Annotated in this window: 11 protein-coding genes; 6 read left to right on the top strand and 5 right to left on the bottom strand. The window is 47.1% G+C overall.

All coding sequences use genetic code 11. The features are described 5' to 3' along the window. The first annotated feature begins 297 nt into the window (after nt 1-297). Both AF331_RS12880 and AF331_RS12875 read left to right on the top strand, forming a co-directional pair. Nucleotides 298-1671 carry a hemolysin family protein gene (locus tag AF331_RS12880; protein WP_053428503.1) on the top strand — a complete coding sequence of 458 codons (1374 nt, stop codon included), beginning with the start codon at nt 298-300 and terminating at the stop codon, nt 1669-1671. Beyond that, nucleotides 1672-2733 (top strand): hemolysin family protein, encoded by a 1062-nt coding sequence (locus tag AF331_RS12875; protein ID WP_053428502.1) that lies wholly within the window; start codon nt 1672-1674, stop codon nt 2731-2733. It abuts the gene before it with no gap. Between the two features lie 65 nt (nt 2734-2798). On the opposite strand, the gene AF331_RS12870 is transcribed toward AF331_RS12875, so the two are convergent. The 5 genes from AF331_RS12870 to AF331_RS12850 all read right to left on the bottom strand — a co-directional run bounded on the left by AF331_RS12870 (nt 2799) and on the right by AF331_RS12850 (nt 7932). Beyond that, on the bottom strand, nt 2799-3449 hold the full coding sequence (locus AF331_RS12870; RefSeq protein ID WP_053428501.1) for a hypothetical protein: 651 nt from the start codon (nt 3447-3449) through the stop codon (nt 2799-2801). Between the two features lie 14 nt (nt 3450-3463). After that, nucleotides 3464-3961 carry a PadR family transcriptional regulator gene (locus AF331_RS12865; protein ID WP_053428500.1) on the bottom strand — a complete coding sequence of 166 codons (498 nt, stop codon included), beginning with the start codon at nt 3959-3961 and terminating at the stop codon, nt 3464-3466. A 23-nt stretch (nt 3962-3984) separates the two neighbouring features. Then, nucleotides 3985-6468, bottom strand: coding sequence for an ABC transporter permease (locus AF331_RS12860; RefSeq protein WP_082346967.1), 2484 nt, complete (start codon nt 6466-6468; stop codon nt 3985-3987). After that, a complete protein-coding gene (locus AF331_RS12855; RefSeq protein ID WP_053428498.1) occupies nt 6431-7162 on the bottom strand; it encodes an ABC transporter ATP-binding protein in 732 nt (243 codons plus the stop codon). The genes AF331_RS12860 and AF331_RS12855 overlap by 38 nt, the downstream gene beginning before the upstream one ends. Nucleotides 7163-7275: 113 nt before the next feature. Further along, nucleotides 7276-7932, bottom strand: a complete 657-nt coding sequence (locus tag AF331_RS12850; protein ID WP_412177722.1) for a 4'-phosphopantetheinyl transferase family protein — start codon at nt 7930-7932, stop codon at nt 7276-7278. Nucleotides 7933-8149: 217 nt separating this feature from the next. Between AF331_RS12850 and AF331_RS12845 the strand changes: the two genes are divergently transcribed. From AF331_RS12845 to AF331_RS12830, 4 genes are all read left to right on the top strand, one after another. After that, nucleotides 8150-9412 (top strand): cation:proton antiporter, encoded by a 1263-nt coding sequence (locus AF331_RS12845; protein ID WP_160316537.1) that lies wholly within the window; start codon nt 8150-8152, stop codon nt 9410-9412. Between the two features lie 3 nt (nt 9413-9415). Continuing rightward, nucleotides 9416-10951, top strand: coding sequence for an NAD(P)-binding domain-containing protein (locus AF331_RS12840; protein ID WP_053428495.1), 1536 nt, complete (start codon nt 9416-9418; stop codon nt 10949-10951). A 168-nt stretch (nt 10952-11119) separates the two neighbouring features. Next, on the top strand, nt 11120-12370 hold the full coding sequence (gene fabF / locus AF331_RS12835; RefSeq protein WP_053428494.1) for a beta-ketoacyl-ACP synthase II: 1251 nt from the start codon (nt 11120-11122) through the stop codon (nt 12368-12370). Between the two features lies 1 nt (nt 12371). Further along, entirely contained in the window at nt 12372-20480 is an 8109-nt protein-coding gene (locus tag AF331_RS12830) for a non-ribosomal peptide synthetase (protein WP_053428493.1), read from the top strand. The last annotated feature ends 9 nt before the right edge of the window (nt 20481-20489 follow it).

The raw sequence follows: 20489 nt of genomic DNA, 5'->3' as shown, positions 1-20489 counted from the left end.
CTTTTTTTATGGAGAAAAAAGGGTCGTAAGATTATCCTTGTATCACCATTCAAACCATCGTATAATAATTCTAACTATAACCGTCACGTGACAGTTTGGAGGGAGTTCCCTTGGGGTCGAGAAGCTGAAGTATACGTTGTGGGCCTTTGTTGCTCATGGATTAATCGGAAAAAGTGTTCATCATGATCGGCTCCGGGGGAAAAGCGGTACGTCCTGCTTCACACTCCATGGACCGGACATGATGATGCGCTGACAGACATCATTTTGTGGAGGTGAATCCCTCATCAGGGGGATGAATTGGACATATATATCCTATCGAATATCGTGTTGTTACTTGTATTGCTTGGATTGACGGCGTTCTTCGTTGGAGCGGAGTTCGCGGTAGTGAAGATCCGTTCGTCGAGGATCGACCAGCTGATCGCCGAGGGGAATAAGAAGGCGGTCATTGCGAAGAAGGTCGTGCAGGACCTCGATTATTATCTCTCAGCGTGTCAGCTTGGGATCACGGTGACGGCACTCGGCCTCGGGGCATTCTCGAAGCCGTTCGTCAAAGAACTGATGGGGCCGGTGTTCAACTGGCTCAGCGTATCGGACGGAGTCGCATCCGTCATTTCATATGGGATTTCCCTCGCTGTCGTCACGTATCTGCACGTGGTGATCGGGGAGATGGCACCGAAGACCCTCGCCATCGAGTTCTCGGAGAAGGCGACCATGCTTCTCGCTTCGCCGCTATACTGGTTCGGGAAGGTGATGTATCCGTTCATCCAGGTGCTGAACGGCACGTCCCGGTTGTTCCTGAAGATGTTCGGGGTGCCGGCAGCAAATCACGAACAGGTGTACTCGGAGGAAGAGCTGAAGATCATCATGGCCCAAAGTTTCCAGGGTGGCGAGATCGATCAGACCGAGTTGAAGTATATGGAGAACGTGTTCTCCTTTGATGAACGGGTGGCCAAGGACATCATGGTGCCGAGGACCGACCTTGTCACGATCGACCAGAACATGGAGCCGGCTGACATCATCGCCCTCATGGATGAGCACAACTACACTCGCTATCCCGTCGTGGAAAACGGCGATAAAGATAAGATCCTTGGAATCGTGAATGCGAAAAAACTGCTCAACCACATCGTGACCGGGCGGGAGATCGTCCTTGAAGACTTCATCCGCGACGTGCCCCATGTGGTGGAAGTCACGCGTATCAAGGAGATCTTCAAGCGGATGCAGAAGGACCGTGTCCACATGACCGTGGTCATGGACGAATACGGCGGAACCGCCGGGATACTCACGATGGAGGACGTCCTGGAGGAACTTGTCGGGGAGATTCGCGATGAATTCGATGCAGATGAAGTCGCCGATATTCGCAAGAGCGGGGACGAAGACTACCTCATCAACGGCCGCGTGCTCCTTGATGAACTCGAAGATCGCTTCGGACTTACATTTGAAGACCGGGATGACATCGATACGATCGCCGGTTGGATCCAGTCCCAGAGCTTCGACGGACTGGAAGAAGGGCAGCGCATCACCCAGGGCACTCACGCCTGGACGGTGACCGAGCTCGATAACTATCAGATCAAACAAATCCTGTTTCAACCGGATAAAGGGGAAAGGGAAGAAGATGATTCCCAGCCCCTCATGAATTCACTGGAGGTGAACCCCTCAGGAAGGGGGAGCTAATTGGACGGTATGATTACACTTAATCTATTTTTGATCGTCATATTCATCTTATTGACTGCATTCTTTGTAGGGGCGGAATTTGCCATCCTGAAAGTGAGGATGTCGAGGATCGACCAGCTCATCGCCGAAGGCAATAAGAAAGCGAAGATCGCGAAGAAAGTCGTGGAAGGGCTGGATTATTATCTGTCCGCCTGCCAGCTCGGGATCACCATCACGGCCCTTGTTCTCGGGGCTTTGGGTGAGCCGACGGTCCAGAAGATCCTCGAGCCGGTGTTCGTCGAACTGAACGTCCCGGCCGCCATGATCACCGTGCTCTCGTACGCCATCGCACTATCGGTCGTGTCACTGCTTCACGTCGTGATCGGCGAGCTCGCACCGAAGACCCTCGCCATCCAGTACGCGGAGAAGATGACACTTCTCCTGGCACCGCCGCTTTATTGGTTCGGCAAGGTCACGAGCCCGTTCATCACCGTATTGAACGGATCGGCACGATTGCTCCTTAAGACATTCGGCGTCCGGCCGTCGGGGCATGACACTGCCCACTCCGAGGAAGAGCTCAAGCTCATCGTCGCCCAGAGCTATGAAGGCGGCGCGATCAACCGGACGGAGCTCGACTACCTGAAGAACATCTTCGCTTTTGACGAGCGTGAGCTGAAGGACATCATGATCCCGGCGAGCCGCATGATCACCCTCGAGAGGCATCAGTCCCTCGACAGCATGGTCACCGTTATCGACCGCTACGAATACACGCGCTACCCGGTCCACGACCGCACCAAAGGCGACGCCGGCCAGTTCATCGGCTTCATCAACACGAAGGAAATGATGACCGCCATCGCCGCCGGACGAAAAGGGGATATCAAGGACTACATCCACGACATCCCGCGCTTCAAACAGACCGCATCGATCAAGGAAGTATTCCTCAAGATGCAGCAATCCCGCACCCACATGGCCGTCGTCACAGACAGCACCGGCAAAACGGTCGGCCTCGTGACCATGGAGGATATCCTGACAGAGATCGTCGGGGAGATCCGTGATGAGGTGGATGGGGTTGTGGGGACGTAATACGATTGTTTTAGAATAGAGGAAACCCCCATCTTCGGTTCGAGGATGGGGGTTTTTCGTTGTACTCATGATGAAACGGTTTTTCTCTCGCTCTTTGGAAAGATAGTGTAGGAGAGGGAGGTAACACCGTCAATGATTAGAACAAGGCTCCAGATCCTGCTAAAGTTATTTGCCGACGCGTTATCAAATGGGAGCAGAGCCTGCTTACCACTAAACCATTCTGAGAAGAAATGGCTCAATCCGTTGATCTGATCAAATTCAGTGGACAATCCGAATAGGAAGAAGAGGATACCATGGATTACACCGAATATCAGTAAGTGAATCGAAAAATGCTTCATCTCCTGGATGGCCTTTGCTTTTCCATGTAGTCCAATAGGTCCTGACAAATCCGGAATGGGCTCTCCTTTCCATTTCGCTACTTTCTTTTGAATGAAAACATCCAATCGCTTGAAATCGGTCTTCCCGTAAGTGAGTGCGTAAACAATGATGACGAGGATGACGACTTGGTAGCTGGTGAAGTTCCCGGTTCTCAAGTAATCCATGAAGCCCATCGTGGCAATCCATAAGTCGTTTACGATGAACAATGTGAAGAATACAACGCTCAATGTTTTCATATTGAACCAATAACGTACAACGAGGAAGCTCAGAATAGAGATCCAGAAAAAGACTTCAGCGGCAATCAGGAATGCCCATTTATGTTCCAAAATAAAATCCATGGTTCTACCTCCCGTTAATTAGGTAACATATCGAGCCATTTCATATCAGCTTCCAAATGCAGGATCTTCCCGTCGATCAGGTATAGGATGGTTTCGTTCTCTGGTGTGATGTCTATTTTCCTTCTAAGCAACTGGAGCTCCAATATGTTACGGATGATTGACTCTTTTTGCTCTTTGACCATGCGTTCGAGATTGTGGAAGTCAACTTGCTTGGCGCATAATAGCTTGAAATAGAAGTCATCCTTCAACAATGGCTTTTCTACCGGCTCAAGCAGCCAATGGTCAATCTCGTTGCGTCCTTTTTCAGTTAGATGGTAGATACGTAAATCGGTGTTTTCTTCAGTTATTTCATCAACAAAGCCATCCCTCACGAGCCGATCGATCGTTGTATAGATCTGTCCCGCATTGATTTCCCATTGATTGTAGACCATGGACTCAAACGAGACCTTTAAATCGTACCGGTGTCGTGAGGACTGAGATAATAGGATTAAGATGGCATGTTTAACGGACATAGTGATTCCTCATTCCTAGGATATTACTCTTGTTTCAGTGCTTGATTGATGTTGTGTTTCACCGCTTGTCTTGCAGGAATCAGTGAGGCGAATGCGCTGACGATGATCCCCATGATGATGCTGAGTAAGAGCGTGGATTCAGGTATGGTGAACCCGATCAATTCGTCTGATGTGGTGACCGCATTCAGGAAAATCGTGAAGATGCCCATTGCGATCCCGATCAACACCCCGCTGATTCCAATAATAAGCGCTTCATAAAAGATGGTTTTATATACTTGGAAACTAGTAAAGGCGACAGCTCTCATGATAGCCACTTCCCTCAGCCGCTCCATCACATTCATGACGAGGGTATTGATAATTCCAATACCGGATACGACGATGGCGATGAAGAGAAGTCCGTTAAATAATGACTTTACCCCCGGGAGAGCACGTTCTTGCTTGTTGACTTCCTCATCGACTGTCTGTACCTCAGAGAAATCAAAAGGATAGGACGTGACTAGAGAATTCTTGATCGAATCTTCTTTGTAGCCGTCTTCCAATGTCAGTAAGGCTTTATAGGAGAGTACTCCCGGAAAAAGCTCATCAAATGGATCTCCGCTCATAAATGCGGTATACCCCCCATACTGATTCGTAGTTACCTTACCCAGCACTTCAAGTTCATGCTCCTGATTGTCAATGACAATCGTAATGTTCTCTCCTGGGGAACCTCCCCACTCCCGGTATGCAAAGTCGCCCAGGAGGATGCCTCCTTCTTTCAATCGATCCTTCCATTTATCGGACTCAGTATCAATCGAGTGGAAGAGAGGATGCTCGGCATTCCATTCCAGGTCGGTACGGATGATGGAGAATTGACGGGTTTGCTGTTCTGTTACCCACGTGACATTCCTTTCTTTATACAGGTGAACATCCTTTACGCCATTGGTTGCTGACATCCTGCCTGCATCTCGTTCGCTTAATGAGTGTTCAGATGTGATTTGCATATCTCCACCGAAGGACTGGGTGACACTTTTATCGATGTTCTTTTCAAGTGAGGTGAAGGTCGAAGAAACGAATAAGCCCAAACAAATGGCCAAAGCCAGAATAAGGGACATATTGGACGACCGATTCAGAGCTCGTAATACATTGTTGGCGGCAATCTTTCCTTCAAAGCCTAATAATGATGATCTCAAGACCAACGTTGTGATCCCTTTGACCATAATGGGGAAGAAGAGAACGGAGCCTAACAACAAAGAACCAATCGATAAGACATTGTTGACGAAGGTCAGCAAGAGGGATAAGAGAATGAGGATGCCCCCTGCCACACTTCTCCATTTGCTCATGTTGGTATTCGTCGCTGGGACTTTCTTCAGTGTCTTGATAATATCAATCTTGCTCGCCTGGGTGACAGGTATGAGAGAGGCCACAACCGGTATGGCTACTCCTAAAACGATGGATGCGGCAAGTGCCCACTGATAGTCCATTGAGAAGTCAATATTGGATTGGAAGGAACTGAACAGACCGCTTTGCAAGACACTGCCTAAACCAAAGCCGATCGGCACTCCGATAATCAAACCAATGACGGATAGAATCAGTACTTCGAATAGGAAGAGCTTCTTGATCTGGAAGGGAGTGTACCCGATTGTTTTCATGACCGCGATCTCGCTTTTTCTTTCGACAATCGACACAAATATCGTATTGTACAGGATAAAGGCACTGATGAACATGGCCAAGCCACCTATGACATAAAGCATGAAGTAGAGATCTTCCAATTGATTGGATTGCTTTTCGTCCAGAACGATTTTTTGAAGATAAACCCCGTCGTAGGGCTGCAGAGCTGTATGAAGGTCCTTCACGACAGGATCCATTGCATACTGATCATTTATATGCATTCTTACTTCTTGTATTTGCTGATCAAGGCCATACCATTGCTGAAGGGTGGATAATGGGACAATTCCCCTCCAATTCCTGTTGGTTGCATCATCCCAGTCGTTCGGACCTTCCAACAAAGGGGTATCCTTCACAATCGCAGCCACTTTGATCTCCTTCATTCCATCAGGAACACGGAACGTGACCTCGTCTCCGACTTTCATTCCAAGGATTTCTGCCGATGTGGCAGGGAGGATCAAGCCCTCTTCATGAATGTCACCGGAAACGGCATCTAATGAGAGTAACTCATTATCCAACGTTGATAAGCCAGTCAGTCTCATGCGTTTCTGATCCAATGAGTGCTCAGGGGAATCCATTTCTACATAACTTTGCTTATGAATCAATCCAGTTGCGCTGGACACCTGTTCATTCTTCAATACCAGGTCTAAAACCTCTTCCGGAAAGGCATCACGTTCGCTTAAAATCGAATAGTCAGCATTTCCATTGTATAGTTCAAGCCTCTGCATGGTGACCTGTTTCGCGGTCTGAACCGTACTGATGACGGCAAACATGGAAGAGATTCCGAGAACGATGGCCAATATCGTCAAGAAAGAACGTAGTTTCTTACGAGTTAAGTTTCGCCAAGAGGTTTGCCATAACATCCTGATTTGCTCCTTCCGTTTGACGAATGTCTGATTCGATTACACCGTCTTTCAGCAAGATGATTCGATCTGCATAGCTTGCCGCATAGACGTCATGAGTCACCATGATGATGGTAAGCTGATTTTTTTGGTGAAGGGAAGAGAGAAGTCGCAACACTTCTGTTCCCGTCCGACGATCGAGATTCCCCGTAGGTTCGTCGGCTAATATCAGATTAGGGTTCATACTCAACGCCCGGGCAATGGCCACACGTTGCTGTTGCCCCCCGCTTAACTGGGAAGGATAGTTTTTCTCCTTTCCTTCCAAGCTCACTGATCTGAGCAAATCACTCACCTGTTTTTTTATCTCCTGTTTATCTTTTTTACCAGAATACATAGGAAACGACACATTCTCTTCTACCGTCAAATTCGGGAGGAGCTGATAGTTCTGAAAGATGAATCCCACATGTTCCCTGCGGAATAGTGTTCTTTGAGTTTCATTAAGACTATGGATATTCTTTCCGTTGACGGTGATTTCACCTGCCTCAGGTGTGTCAAGACCACCCAATAGATTTAAGAAGGTACTCTTTCCGGAGCCGGAAGGACCCATAACGGCAATGAATTCGCCTTTATCAGCTTGCATATCTATTTTGTTCAGAATGGTAAAAGCCGTATCTCCAATGGTATACCTTTTTTCAAGTCCCTTTACGGATATCATGATTAGCCTCCTAAAGAATGTTCGTTGTATACTGAGTATATACTTAAATATATACTGAGTATACCCAAAAGTATATACTGAGTATGCAAAAAACGTAAAATAGATCCTTGTATCTATTTTACGTTTTTTTGTTTTTCTAAGGATTCGTAAGGTTTGATGTCGTAGTGAATGTCGTGCTCCGTACAGAGGGAGAGGATATTCGTTCCCATGGTGAACGAGTTTAATTTATATCCTTCCAGGGGTGAATTAATGAGGGGAAAGGAAGGGGTCACATAGCCATGTATTTGCTTGGGGTCGGATTGTAGTCCTGTACCCTTGGCCTTCAGTAACGCTTCCTTTTGTGTCCAAAGATGGATAAGTGATGTCGAGCGTTCAACGGTTACGATTGGGAGTGCTTCCATTTCGCTTTGAGAGATAAACATCTCCATGGCGTCCTCTAATGACGGTCCTGACATGCTTTCGATATCCACTCCGATTTCTTGAGACGCTGTGATTGCGATGCAACATGCCTCTTCATGATGACTTAGGTTGAATTGAAGTTGATGGGTATTCTGAGAAGGAGCTATGTATGGTTTTCCATTGGCGTTGTACGTGAAAAGAATAGCTTTAGGAGCCAAGTCCATGTAATAACTCAGCACGATCCGGAGTGCACTGCGACACGTCATATAGTGTCTTTTGGATTGTAGGTCAACGAATCGTTCAGCACGAACCATTTCTTCTCGGCTCAAGACATCCCCACTCGTATCCCTCGAAATAGTCAAATCAATCATCCAAATGTGCACGTGCTGTTGCGATAAAGTGTAATGCGATATTGTCATCCACTTTCCACCTCCTGTTACTTATTAAAATACTCGGTTTAAGAATCATTTCCAATAGGTAGAAGGAATGTTTGCGTTATTTACTGATGTGAGGAATCTGGTACCCATGTAATATTCAGGGGGAATAAAGTAACTGGAAGAGAGGATAGATATGAGTTCCGATATGCATTTGTTTGTCAATTTGTTGGTTGTATTGATCCTGATCATTTCTGCAGCAAGGATAGTAGGAAAGCTTTGCTTGATGATCGGCCAACCCCGGGTTCTGGGGGAAATGATTGCAGGGGTCCTGTTGGGACCAACACTATTTGGAGTCATCGCACCGGATGCATTTGCTTCACTCTTTACAGCGGAGATTAAAACCATCTTGTATATGCTGAGCAACCTTGGCCTTGCTTTGTATATGTTCCTGGTGGGCGCTGAAGTTAACTTCAAGGGGTACGACAAGAAGTTCTTTACTAGTGCGGGCTCCCTGGCGGTATCTGCATTTTTTGTACCCTTACTCACAGGAATTTGCCTTTCCCTTGCTTTCATCACATACTTTGAACCTCAAGGAAACACTCTGTACTTCTCATTGTTTGTCGGAATTGCATTCTCCATGACGGCATTTCCGATGCTGGCAAGGATCCTGCAGGAGCGGAACATATTGAATACCAAGATCGGTGCAACGACCCTGCTTTCTGCAAGCATCATCGATGTTTTAGGCTGGCTTGCCCTGGCGATCCTGATTGCGCTGGTTGAAACCAGCTCAGTGACGGGCGGCATTATGACAATCATCTATACGACCATTTTCACCCTCATCTTATTCCTGGTTGTCCAACCCTTACTCAAGAAGATGGGGGATAAGGTCGAACAGACTGGCTTGTTAACACAGGCGAACATGGCGTTGGTTCTGGTTCTTGTCTTGGTCGCTGCTGCACTCACTGACTTTATCGGCGTGTATTCAGTGTTTGGAGGATTTATGCTTGGTTTGGTTATGCCTAAGGGCAAGAAGTTCCAAGAACAGCTTAATACGCGGTTAGAACATTTTGTCGTTGTTTTCTTGGTCCCTATATTCTTTGCTTACTCAGGAATCAACACTCATTTCAACGGTTTGACCATGACCATCTTTCTCCTGTTCGTCCTCATTTTGGTGCTCGCTGTAACAAGTAAATATTTCAGTAGCATGTTTGTCATGAAACGCATGGGCTATTCCTGGAGGGATGCATCTGCTGTAGGTTCACTGATGAATGCGCGGGGTCTGATGGAATTGATTGTCCTGAATGTTGGACTTGCTTACGGGTTGATCAGTCAGAATCTATTTACCATCCTTGTCTGGATGGCGATCATCACCACTGCATTGGCCATGCCTTTATATAAAGCTTCTTACTCAATGAATCTAGGTAAACGACGGGTCTTCCCGCTTATCAAATATAATAAAGTGAAGGAGAGATAATTCATGAACAAATCAATCTATGATGTAGTGATTATTGGAGGGGGACCTGGTGGGGTGCAGACGGCCATCACCTACTATGAACTATGCAAGGAACAAAACATCACTCCGAATATCGCCATTCTCGAAGCGTCAGATAAAGCAGGTCATTCCTTTACGAAGTTCCCTGTACACGGAAAGCTGATCAGTAATAACAAGCTATATACCGGAAAAGCCCCGGAGAGTCGCTTCTCTGAACGCTTTGATTGGAACAGTCTCATTACCAATGAGAAGAAAATCTTGATGAGGAACTACAGCCGTCACTTTTATCCTGAGAGGGAAGCCGTCGTCAATATGTTGAACGACCTGGTTGAAGCGTATGAACTGCCTGTTCATACCAATACCAAATGGACCGGTACCAGTAAGACGGAAGATGGACTATTTGAGGTGCACACGAGCAAAGGCGTCTTCGTGACCAGATATGTTGTGGTAGCCACTGGATTGGAACCTGTAACACCGGATATACCAGGGATTGATCATGTGACGAAGTATGAGGATATGCACGCAAAAGAATATTATCGTGACAAGAGGGTGCTGATTTTAGGGAAAGGCAACAGCGGGACGGAATGCGCTCAGGACATCCTGAATGAAGCAAATGTCATTATGCTTGCAAGCCCATCGTCAGCTAGGCTTGCGTTCAAGACACATTACGTAGGAAACATTAGGGCAGTCAACTCAATCATTGCTGAAAATTATCAGTTAAAGCATCAATCCGCCCTGCTGGACTGTCATATCCGTAACATTGAAAAGGTGGAAGACGGGTTTGATGTGACGGTTGAGTATATTCACGCAAATGGAGAGGTCGAGACACTATTCTTCAATGAAGTGGTGGCAGCAACCGGGTTTAAGTCAAGCCTTCAATCTTTAGTTGAAGATTTTGACATCAAGTGGCTACACAATAAGTTCCCGTCCATCAGCGGTACATTTGAATCGACGGAAGTGGAGGGGCTTTATTTCGCGGGGGCTCAGACACATGGGCTGGACTATCGTACCACCACCACAAGCGGTTTCATTCATGGATTCAGATACAATTCGAAGATTCTTGCCCATCATTTGGCTGAGAAGACCGGTGCCATCGACTCAAGGTCGAAAGCGTTGACCATGCCAGTGGAGGACTATGTATTGGAAGAACTCAATGAATCGCCGGATTTATGGTTGCAGCCGGGCTATGTGGGGCAATTGTTGAAGCTTCAGGGTGATAACTGGATTTCACTGGGATACCGTACGAAGAATGAATTCGTCGAGATGAATGATGAGTCGCTCCTCTTCCTGACCATGGAGTATGGAGACATTCATCAGTTCCAGGAATCTTTCAGTATCCCGAGGGAACCGGGAGATCCTGATAAGAGCGTGCATATCCATCCCGTAATCAGAGTCAAGGATGACCGAGGAATTCACGCATTTAACTTAGAAGAACATCTCGAATCACGATTTAGCAAAGACGTATACCTACCAGAGATCAAGAAGATCATCATGACCGTGGAAGCAAAGCAACCAGTATAAAAAGAAAAAGCCGGGCTTCCGGCTTTTTTTTTTGATCGCGCCTCGCATGGAAACGGGTTCGTCCACTGTGAGAGAAGAGCGACGTGAAAAGTTGCGGAATATACGGATGTAGGAAAAATGCGCTATTTGTAAAATGTAAACAGAAATCATAAAAGAAGGGGTCTTCTTATGAAAAAAAGAGTCGTGGTTACCGGGATGGGAATCATCTCCCCATCAGGTCTGACAATCCAAACGTTTTGGGAGAATATATCAAATGGGTTGAGTGGAATTGATTATATTAAGTCGTTTGATACCACTGATCACCAAACACGGATTGGCGGAGAGGTAAAAGGATTCAACCCGGACGATCATTTTTCTTCAAAGGAACAAAGCAGGATGGATACCTTTACCCAATATGCAATGGCAGCAGCCAGACAGGCCATTAATCAGGCATCCCTTTCACTTAGGGAATTGGATCCGTTTCGAGTGGGTGTCCTGGTCGGTTCAGGGATGGGCGGCACAAAAATGATCCTGGAAAACTATCAGAAAATCATGTTGAAAGGACCAAGAAGAATCAGCCCATATCTGGCCTCGGGCATGTTGATCAATGCCCCGGCTAATGAAATTTCTCTTTTATTGGGAGCACGGGGGAAGAGCGGTGCATTTGTTACAGCATGTGCGGCAAGCGCCAACGCCATCGGAGAAGCCATGAGGAGCATCCAGTACGGTGAAGCGGATATCATCGTGGCGGGAGGAGCAGAGGGGGCAGTGACCCCTCTTGATTTAGCGTCCTTTTCCCGAATCAAAGCTCTTTCCACACATAATGAAGAACCCCAAAGAGCGAGCCGTCCCTTTGATAAGCAAAGAGATGGTTTTGTCATTGCCGCTGGTGGGGGCATGGTTGTACTGGAGTCATTGGATTCCGCTTTGGAAAGGGGGGTACCGATCCTTGCAGAGCTTACAGGATACGGTGCCACGACGGATGCCTACCATATTACCGCGCCTGATCCCGAGGCTCGAGGTGCCAGAAGAGCAATCATGAATGCCTTGGCGGATGCAGAATTAAGACCATCAGCCATTGACTATATCAATGCCCATGGAACCAGTACGAAGTTAAATGACTATACCGAAACAATTGCCATTAAGCAGGTGTTTGGGCCTGAATCGGTGGATGTACCGGTGAGTTCCATCAAATCGATGACTGGACATATGCTGGGCGGAGCCGGGGCGGCGGAACTGATATCCAGTGTATTGACCATACAGAACGAACTGATTCCGCCTACCATCAATTATGAAGAAGCGGATGAGGGGATGGACTTGAACTATGTTCCCCATAAAGCACAAAAACGAAAAGTGGAGCATGTGCTGAGTAATTCATTCGGCTTCGGAGGACATAATGCTTGTCTGGTCATAAAAAAGTGGCGGCAGAGAGGAGAATAACATGAAGAACATGATACATGGAATAAGTGGTCCATCCGAGATATTCCCGGACCATGACCTGCTTATCCATCAGTTAATCGAGAAACAAGTGAAGAAAACACCAGATAACCCGGCTGTCCTTTCTGATTCTCTTTCACTCACTTACAGGGAGTTGAATGAAAGAGCAAATCAAATCGCTCACGTTTTGATAGAAAAAGGGTTGAAGCGTGAAGAGCCGGTCGCGATTTGTTTAGAGAGATCAGTAGAATTAGTGACCGTATTGCTGGGCGTACTGAAGGCAGGAGGAGCCTATGTTCCGATTGATCCTTCCCTGCCGTCCCGTAGGATTCATGAACTTCTGGAGGAAGTCGAGGCACCGGTGATCATTAGTTCATACGAGCAGTCCATCACTCTTGCGGCAACACAAGCGAATACCCCGTTATTCATTGAGGATGCTTTTTGGACTAACCGGGGGAAGGAAGACCTTTCTGACTGTTTCGGGGACGGGCTAATGTACATCATTTATACGTCGGGATCCACGGGCAAACCCAAAGGGGTCATGAATACTCATCTCGCATTGAATAATCGTTTGCAATGGATGCAGAAACACTTTCAACTGACGGAGAATGATCGGATCCTGCAGAAAACCCCATACAGCTTTGATGTTTCAGTATGGGAGTTCTTCTGGCCGCTCATGACGGGGGCAGCATTGGTTGTCGCTGAACCGCAGGGTCATAAAGATCCAGACTATCTGGCGAGGACAATCGTGAAGTATGGGATCACTACGGTGCACTTTGTACCATCTATGCTTCAGTTGTTCCTGGAAGGGGTATCTCCACAACTCATTTCCCCTCTGAAAAGGGTGATCTGCAGTGGAGAAGCGTTGAAGAAATCGACTGAAGAACTGTTTTTCTCTTTATATGGTCAGACTGACCTTTATAACTTATATGGACCTACCGAGGCAGCCATCGATGTAACGTGGTGGAAATGTACCGGTGACCCATCCAGTTCACAGGTTCCTATCGGTTTTCCAATCAGCAACACACAATTATTCATCATGGATGCGGATGGCCATCCTGTTCGAGATGGAGAAGAGGGAGAACTGTATATCGGAGGAGCTGGCCTTGCTAAGGGGTATTACCATAGGCCGGACATCACGAGGGAACGATTCATTGAACACCCATTCTGTCATGGCCAAAAATTGTACAGGACTGGGGATCTGTGCAAACGCAGGTCAGACGGGGCGATTGAATACATAGGGAGAAACGATTTCCAGGTGAAGATCAGGGGGATGAGGATCGAGCTTGGGGAAATCGAAAGCATCATCGAAAGACAGTCCGGTATCAAGCATAGTATCGTGACAGCTTATGAAGAACGGGATCAAGCCTACTTGACGGCTTATGTAACGCTAACGGATTCTGAGAACTGGAATGATAATCGGTTAAGAGAAACATTAAGGGAATACTTGCCCGATTACAAGATTCCATCCTTTTTTGTCACGATGGACGAATTCCCCTTATCCGCCAACGGAAAGATCGACCGAAAGCAGTTGCCTTCGCCTTTTCAAATGATTAAGTCACCATTGTCTGGAACACTGACCCCGATGGAAGCCCACCTTAAGAATATATGGGAGTCTTTTTTAGGTCATACCATTACCGATACCGACACTCATTTCTTGCATATGGGCGGAAACTCGCTGTTCGCAGCCAGATTATCAAGGAAGCTGAAAGAGATCTATTCTATTCCAGTCGATCTTCAAACCATTTTCACGTATCCGACCATTCAGCAGCAGGCGGCCTATTTAGAAGGCAGGAAGCAACTGCCTGTGAGGAAAGAGGTTGAGCCGAAAGGAAATCGAAGCCTGGGAGAAACGATGTCATACGCTCAAAAAAGGCTGTGGTTCATCAATGAACTGGAAGGCGACAGTCACTTATACAATCTACCTGGTTATGTAGAAGTACATGGAAAGATAGACACTGAGCATATAAGAGAAAGGCTGGATGCGCTTCTATCCAGTCAGGAGGGATTGAAGAGCAATTTCATTTCCAGGCAAGGGGAACCTCTTTGTGTAATAGACCAGGAGAAAAAGAGTGAATTGCACTTTACGGATTTGTCCGGGGAACCCAAAGCCGAATCAATCTGCCTGGAGAAGATGAAGGCTGACGCCATGATCGCATTCAATCTTTCCCGAGACAATCTCTATCAATTCCACCTATATAAGATTAGCGAAGAGCATTACTATTTTTATTACAACTTCCACCATATTATCTTTGATGGATGGTCTGAGACGGTATTTTTACATGCTGTATTCGCTCCCCATGAGGAAGGTCCACAGTCCGATTATCAGGATTATGTCAATCGGCAAGCGCTGGCAGTGGATAGCGAAGAAATGCTAGCCGATGTGGACTACTGGAGAGCGAAGCTTGAAGGAGACATTCCACAAATTAAATTATTCAAAACTCAGAAGGAACTGAAGGTACCATCGAATGAAGGAGAGACCACGACATTCCCGATTCCGACTGAACTTCTGAAAGAGTTGGAAAAAATGTGCACAGCGAACAGTGCCACCCTCTATATGGGGATGCTTGCCCTGTACAAACTGCTTATTTATCGCTTATCACACGAGAAGGATATCGTTGTTGGCACCCCTATTGCCGGAAGGAATGATGAACGCGATCAGGGGACAATCGGGTTATTTGTGAATACGGTAGTGATCCGGGACCTGTTGGATGAAAAGATGACGTTTCTGGACGTGCTTTCCACGGTCAAGACCTCATCATTAGAGGCAATAGCAAGGGGCGACGTACCCTTTGAAAAGGTTGTGGAAGCCGTACAACCTAATAGGACACTGACGCAGCATCCTTTATTCCAGTATATGTTTGCGTTTCAAAATTTCCCGGAGTTTACACATCCCGCTGATGATGTAACCATCAGTCCACCTACCTTGCTTTCGAATGGTACGTCAAAGTTCGACTTAACGCTCTTCCTGGAAAATGAAGGGGAGGAGATGATCGGAAAGTGGGAATACCGTACGGGCGCTTTCGATCAGGAGCATATGGACGATCTTACATCCATGTTCCTTGAATTGTTAAGGTCTGCGGTCTCCTGTCCCGCCACGCCACTTACGGAATTATCCCTGCTGTCAGAGGATGTGGAGCAGCATATCATCCACGGGCTGAATGATACAGAAAACGTATTTCCTGATGTTCTATTACATGAGTTATTCGAAGAGCAGGTAGAACGCACACCTGGCCAAAGGGCTGTGGTCTATGAAGGGATGGAGATGACCTACCGAGAGCTGGATGAAAGGGCCAATCAGCTTGCCCGTTTGCTCGTAAGGAAAGGAGTGTCGCCTGACACCCCTGTAGGCATTGTTATGAACCGCTCTGTGGAAATGGTCATTGGTATAGTGGGGATTCTAAAAGCGGGAGGGGCCTACCTGCCGATTGATGTGGACATACCAAAGAATCGGATGACGGATATTCTGTTGAGTGCGAAAGCCACCATTTGTCTGACCAATGTAGGCTCATTGACCCTTCAATCCGATTCCATCGAAATCTTGAACTACGAGAGTGAGTCCGCCCATATCAGAAGTTTTGGTAAGACAAAGCCAAGTGTGTCCATGACGCCGACCAACCTGGTTTCCGTCTATTACACCTCAGGATCCACCGGTGCCCCCAAAGGGGTAAGCAGTACCCACCAGGGATGGGTGAACCGGGTATGCTGGATGCAAAATAAGCATCACATGCAGGAAGGAGAGGTGGCACTGCAAAAAACGACTCTCACGTTCGATGATGCGGCAATCGAGTTTTTCTGGCCGCTTATGGTGGGAGGGACCGTTGCCCTCATTCCCCCAGGGATGCATAAAGATCCTGTCAGTATTCTCGACTATGCGATGACATACGATGTCTCCCTTCTGCAATTCGTTCCAAGTATGCTACAGATGGTCGTGGAGGAAATGACAGAGGAGAAAAAAGCGAAGCTGTCCCGTTTAAGGGTGGTTGTATCAAGCGGTGAAGCATTGAAATCAGAGCTTGTGGAGGCATTCTATCAAAAAATGCCTGGGGATTTATTTAATACGTGGGGGGCAACGGAGGTCTCCATTGATTCTACTTGTTTTGATTGTAAGTCGTATCATCAAAACGCAGGCGAGCCCCTCAGTGAAATTGTGTCGGTTGGCAGACCAATCGATAATAATCGGATCTACGTACTCGATTCACATTTGAATCCTGTTCCGTTTGCCGTCCCGGGTGATCTGTATATTAGCGGAATTGGCCTAGCCAGGGGGTACTTAAACAATCCTGAGAAAACAAAGACCTCATTCGTAGATGATCCGTTTCATACAGGCGAAAAGATGTATCGGACCGGTGACAGGGGGTACCTCACAAAACAAGGCGACATCATGTTTTTAGGACGAGAGGATAACCAGGTTAAGATTCGGGGGATGCGGGTTGAATTAGGCGAGATTGAAAGTAAGATCCGGGCTGTCGAAGGTGTGAAGGATGCAGTGGTGCTGGTGGTGAAGAATGATGAAAAATCTGGACTGGCAGCCTATTTCACGAGTGACGCGCAGGAAGATATTCGACTCGTCATCAAGCAATCTATTCAATTGGAATTGCCTGACTATATGGTGCCTGGATTCTTTGTCCAACTAACTGAATTTCCGTTGAATGCCAATGGGAAAGTCGCGCGAAATCAGCTTCCAGAAGCAACAGAAGCACATCTTGTGCTCAATTCCACCTATGCAGAGCCTAGGTCCCGACAAGAAGAACGGGTGCTTGAGGTGTGGAAAGAAAAACTGAAAGTGAGTCAAATAGGCATACATGACAATTTCTTCGAGCTTGGTGGTCATTCGTTGCTTGCTGTTCAGATCATGTCCAGTGTGAATAAGCTGTTTTCGACATCGGTACCTGTAAAGCAATTGTTTGAGAAACCGACTGTCTCGGGTCTTACTGCGGCACTGGTCCAATCGGATTCTGCCACCTACAACTACGAACGGTTGACAGCCAAAGCCGATGATCAGGAAGGAATCCCATTGTCGGATGCACAGAAGAGAATTTGGTTTTTAGAGCATTTACATCCGGGGACCAGTTATCATATGCCCCTCGTTTTATCATTTGAAGGCCATACCGATGCCATGAAGCTTGAGGCAACCATTAACAAGTTGATGAAACGGCATGACGCACTGAAAACGGTCTTTCACAACAAGAATGGATCGCCTGTCCAACGGGTGAATCACGAAATGTCAGTAGAATTGAATATCATCGAGAGCAACGAGGGAATTCAGGAAATCATCCAATCGGAATGCAAAGAGCCATTTGATCTCTCCAAAGGACCACTAGTAAAAGGAACAGTGGTGAATGAGAAGGGGAAAAGCACCCTGATCCTCGTTTTTCACCATATCATTTGTGATGGGTGGTCCCTAAACGTCATCAAGGAGGAATTGTTGACGTTATATGCGGGAGGGGTCCTCACTGACGATACGGAGGTCGTTCAATATCCGAGCTATACCCTCTGGCAGAAAGAGTACGAGGATTCCCCAGAGAATCAGGCACAAATGGCCTTTTGGAAAAACGAACTGTCAGGACATGTACCCGTTTTGCAACTACCGACTGATCACATAGAAAGTGGAGGGACAAATCATACAATCCACATGACACTTGAGGGTGAGTTATCGGACGAAATTAAGACCTTCAGCAAAAGCAGGAAGCTGACTCCTTTCATGGTGTTTTACAGTGCTTATGCGGCTCTGCTCTCCCGGATGGCTGGTCAAAACGACATAATCGTCGGGACTCCCGTCGTCAATCGGAATCTTCAGGAGCTGGAAAAGTCGGTCGGGATCTATTTGAACACACTTCCACTAAGGACGAGAGTGGATGAGGACCATACATCTACGGATTTTTTCCTGCAAAGCAAAGAAACGATCCTAAACGCGTTTACCCATGGTGATCGACCATTTGAGAAGATCGTGGAGGAAGTTCAGCCTGAACGGAATTTGAATCGGAATCCCCTTTTCGATGTGCTCATCAATTATCGGAGCTTTGAAGAACAGAAAACGTATGTCATCAACGGGGTCGAAGTGAAGGAAGTGGAAGTGGATGAAATCCAATCAAAATTCTTCATGACCTTTTATATAGAAGAAACAGGAGATGGATTCCATTTAAGTCTCTCGTATCGGAATGATTTATTCAGTAAAGCAAGAATGGACGCTTTTCTCCTCCAATTGAAGAGATGGGTGGAATCGTCCATTCAAAATCCCGATCAAAGGGTGGCGGAGATTTCGTTGGTGACAGGGGATCAACACCTACCGGATCTTTCTGCTGATCTACGAGGACAATCTTATCCCCGTGTTACTTCGTTAATCGAGAGAAGAGCAAAGGAAGCTCCGGACAGTACGGCAATAGAGGAAAAGGGGCTCCATTTTACGTACGGGAAGTTGGTTCAAACAGTCGATCTTCTTGCCAATAGTCTGCCATCAGTCGGAATCTCTCCAGGGGAAGTCGTTGCCGTCTATGGGAAGAAAAGTTATCGAACGATTGTCGGCATCCTAGGGGTGTTAAAGGCAGGCTCCATCTTCATGACAATCGATGAGAATATCCCGGAAGAAAGAGCAGGTAGCATGTTGGAAGAAGCCGGCGCATCTCTGATCCTTACGACCATGCCGGTCCACAGCCCAAGAGCGTTCGGACAATCCAAAGTCAGGGTGGTGGATATGGATGATCTGCTACATGAATCGACTGAAAACAGCCTGAATGGATCGGGAGTGAGCCGGGGTCAGAATGAAGAAGCCTATATCTATTTCACTTCGGGGACGACGGGCAAACCAAAAGCAATCGTCGGAACTCACGATGGGTTGAGTCACTTCCTCCATTGGCAAAGGGACGAATTCAATATCCAACCTGAGGACCGCTTCGCCCATTTGACCAATGTCACCTTCGATGTTTATTTGAGGGATGCCTTCCTGCCTTTAATCAGTGGAGCTGCTTTGTGTATACCAAGGGACGGAGAGCGAAGTATGGACTTCCTTTATGAGGCAGCAATCACAAGATGCCATGCGGTTCCTTCCCTATCGACACAGTGGCTGAAGGAATCACCACAAGCTCGGCTTCCTTCACTAAAGAGTATCTTCTTCGCCGGAGAACCTTTATCCCAGAAACTCGTCTCGCAGTGGAAGGGAAGGAGCGGTGCGGATATCATCTGCCTGTATGGGCAAACCGAAACCACTCTTGCAAAAGGGTTCCAGAGAGAGGAAGAGATGCTGGATCAATATGAGCACCTTCCGATCGGAAATGTCCTGCCGGATACCCAGCTCTATATTTTAAATAAAGCCCAAACACTATGCGGGATTGGGGAGCTAGGGGAAATCGTGGTCAGGACTCCTTATCGGACAAAAGGATATCTCCATCTTCCTGAAAATGGGTTCAAGCAGAACGCATTCAGTGATGATCCCCATGATGCTGTGTACTTTACGGGGGATTTGGCGCGGTATCTGCCTAACGGTATGATCCAAATCGATGGCAGGGATGACGATCAAATCAAAATTCGGGGTGTTCGAGCCAACAAAAATGAAATCATAGCGGCGATCAAGAACCTCACGGGAGTGAACGACTGTTACGTCCTGGACGACAAAATCAGCGGAGAGACGACCATCACCGCTTACGTAGATGTCGAAAATGAAAAAGTCGTCCCGTCAATCAGACAGGAATTAATCCATGTTCTTCCGATGGCAATGATTCCAAGTCAATTCATTCCTGTTCCACACATGCCCGTCACGGCCAGCGGCAAAGTGGACCGGCGGAAATTGAGAGGGTACAAGCCCTCGAAAAGGGAAGGGTCAATTCCGATGGAGTCACCTACTGAAGCCATTCTTCTGGAGATCTGGAAGGGACTTATTGAAAGGGACGACATTCATAACACCGATAACTTCTTCGAACTTGGAGGGCACTCGCTTCTTATTATTCGTATGGCGGCAGCCATCCAGGATCGTCTAGGGCGGGAGCTCCAGCTGAAGGATGTATTCCAGTATCCTACCGTGCATTCGCTCGCTGCCTATTTAGATACACAAGGGAAGATAACAGGATCCCCTACCATAAAAAAAATCAAAAGAACTAAGCACCTGGTGAAGGAATAAAAGGATGTG

Origin of the sequence: Rossellomorea marisflavi, from assembly GCF_001274775.1 — a bacterium.
Taxonomy (GTDB): Bacteria; Bacillota; Bacilli; order Bacillales; family Bacillaceae_B; genus Rossellomorea; species Rossellomorea marisflavi.
Note: the sequence above shows the minus strand (reverse complement) of the source record. Positions and strands in the feature narration are given on the sequence as shown.

Coding starts and splice junctions, on each gene's coding strand:
- AF331_RS12870 (WP_053428501.1), bottom strand. CDS start 3,449: ATGGATTTTATTTTGGAACATAAATGGGCATTCCTGATTGCCGCTGAA.
- AF331_RS12855 (WP_053428498.1), bottom strand. CDS start 7,162: ATGATATCCGTAAAGGGACTTGAAAAAAGGTATACCATTGGAGATACG.
- AF331_RS12850 (WP_412177722.1), bottom strand. CDS start 7,932: ATGATTGATTTGACTATTTCGAGGGATACGAGTGGGGATGTCTTGAGC.
- AF331_RS12840 (WP_053428495.1), top strand. CDS start 9,416: ATGAACAAATCAATCTATGATGTAGTGATTATTGGAGGGGGACCTGGT.
- AF331_RS12860 (WP_082346967.1), bottom strand. CDS start 6,468: ATGTTATGGCAAACCTCTTGGCGAAACTTAACTCGTAAGAAACTACGT.
- AF331_RS12830 (WP_053428493.1), top strand. CDS start 12,372: ATGAAGAACATGATACATGGAATAAGTGGTCCATCCGAGATATTCCCG.
- AF331_RS12865 (WP_053428500.1), bottom strand. CDS start 3,961: ATGTCCGTTAAACATGCCATCTTAATCCTATTATCTCAGTCCTCACGA.
- fabF (WP_053428494.1), top strand. CDS start 11,120: ATGAAAAAAAGAGTCGTGGTTACCGGGATGGGAATCATCTCCCCATCA.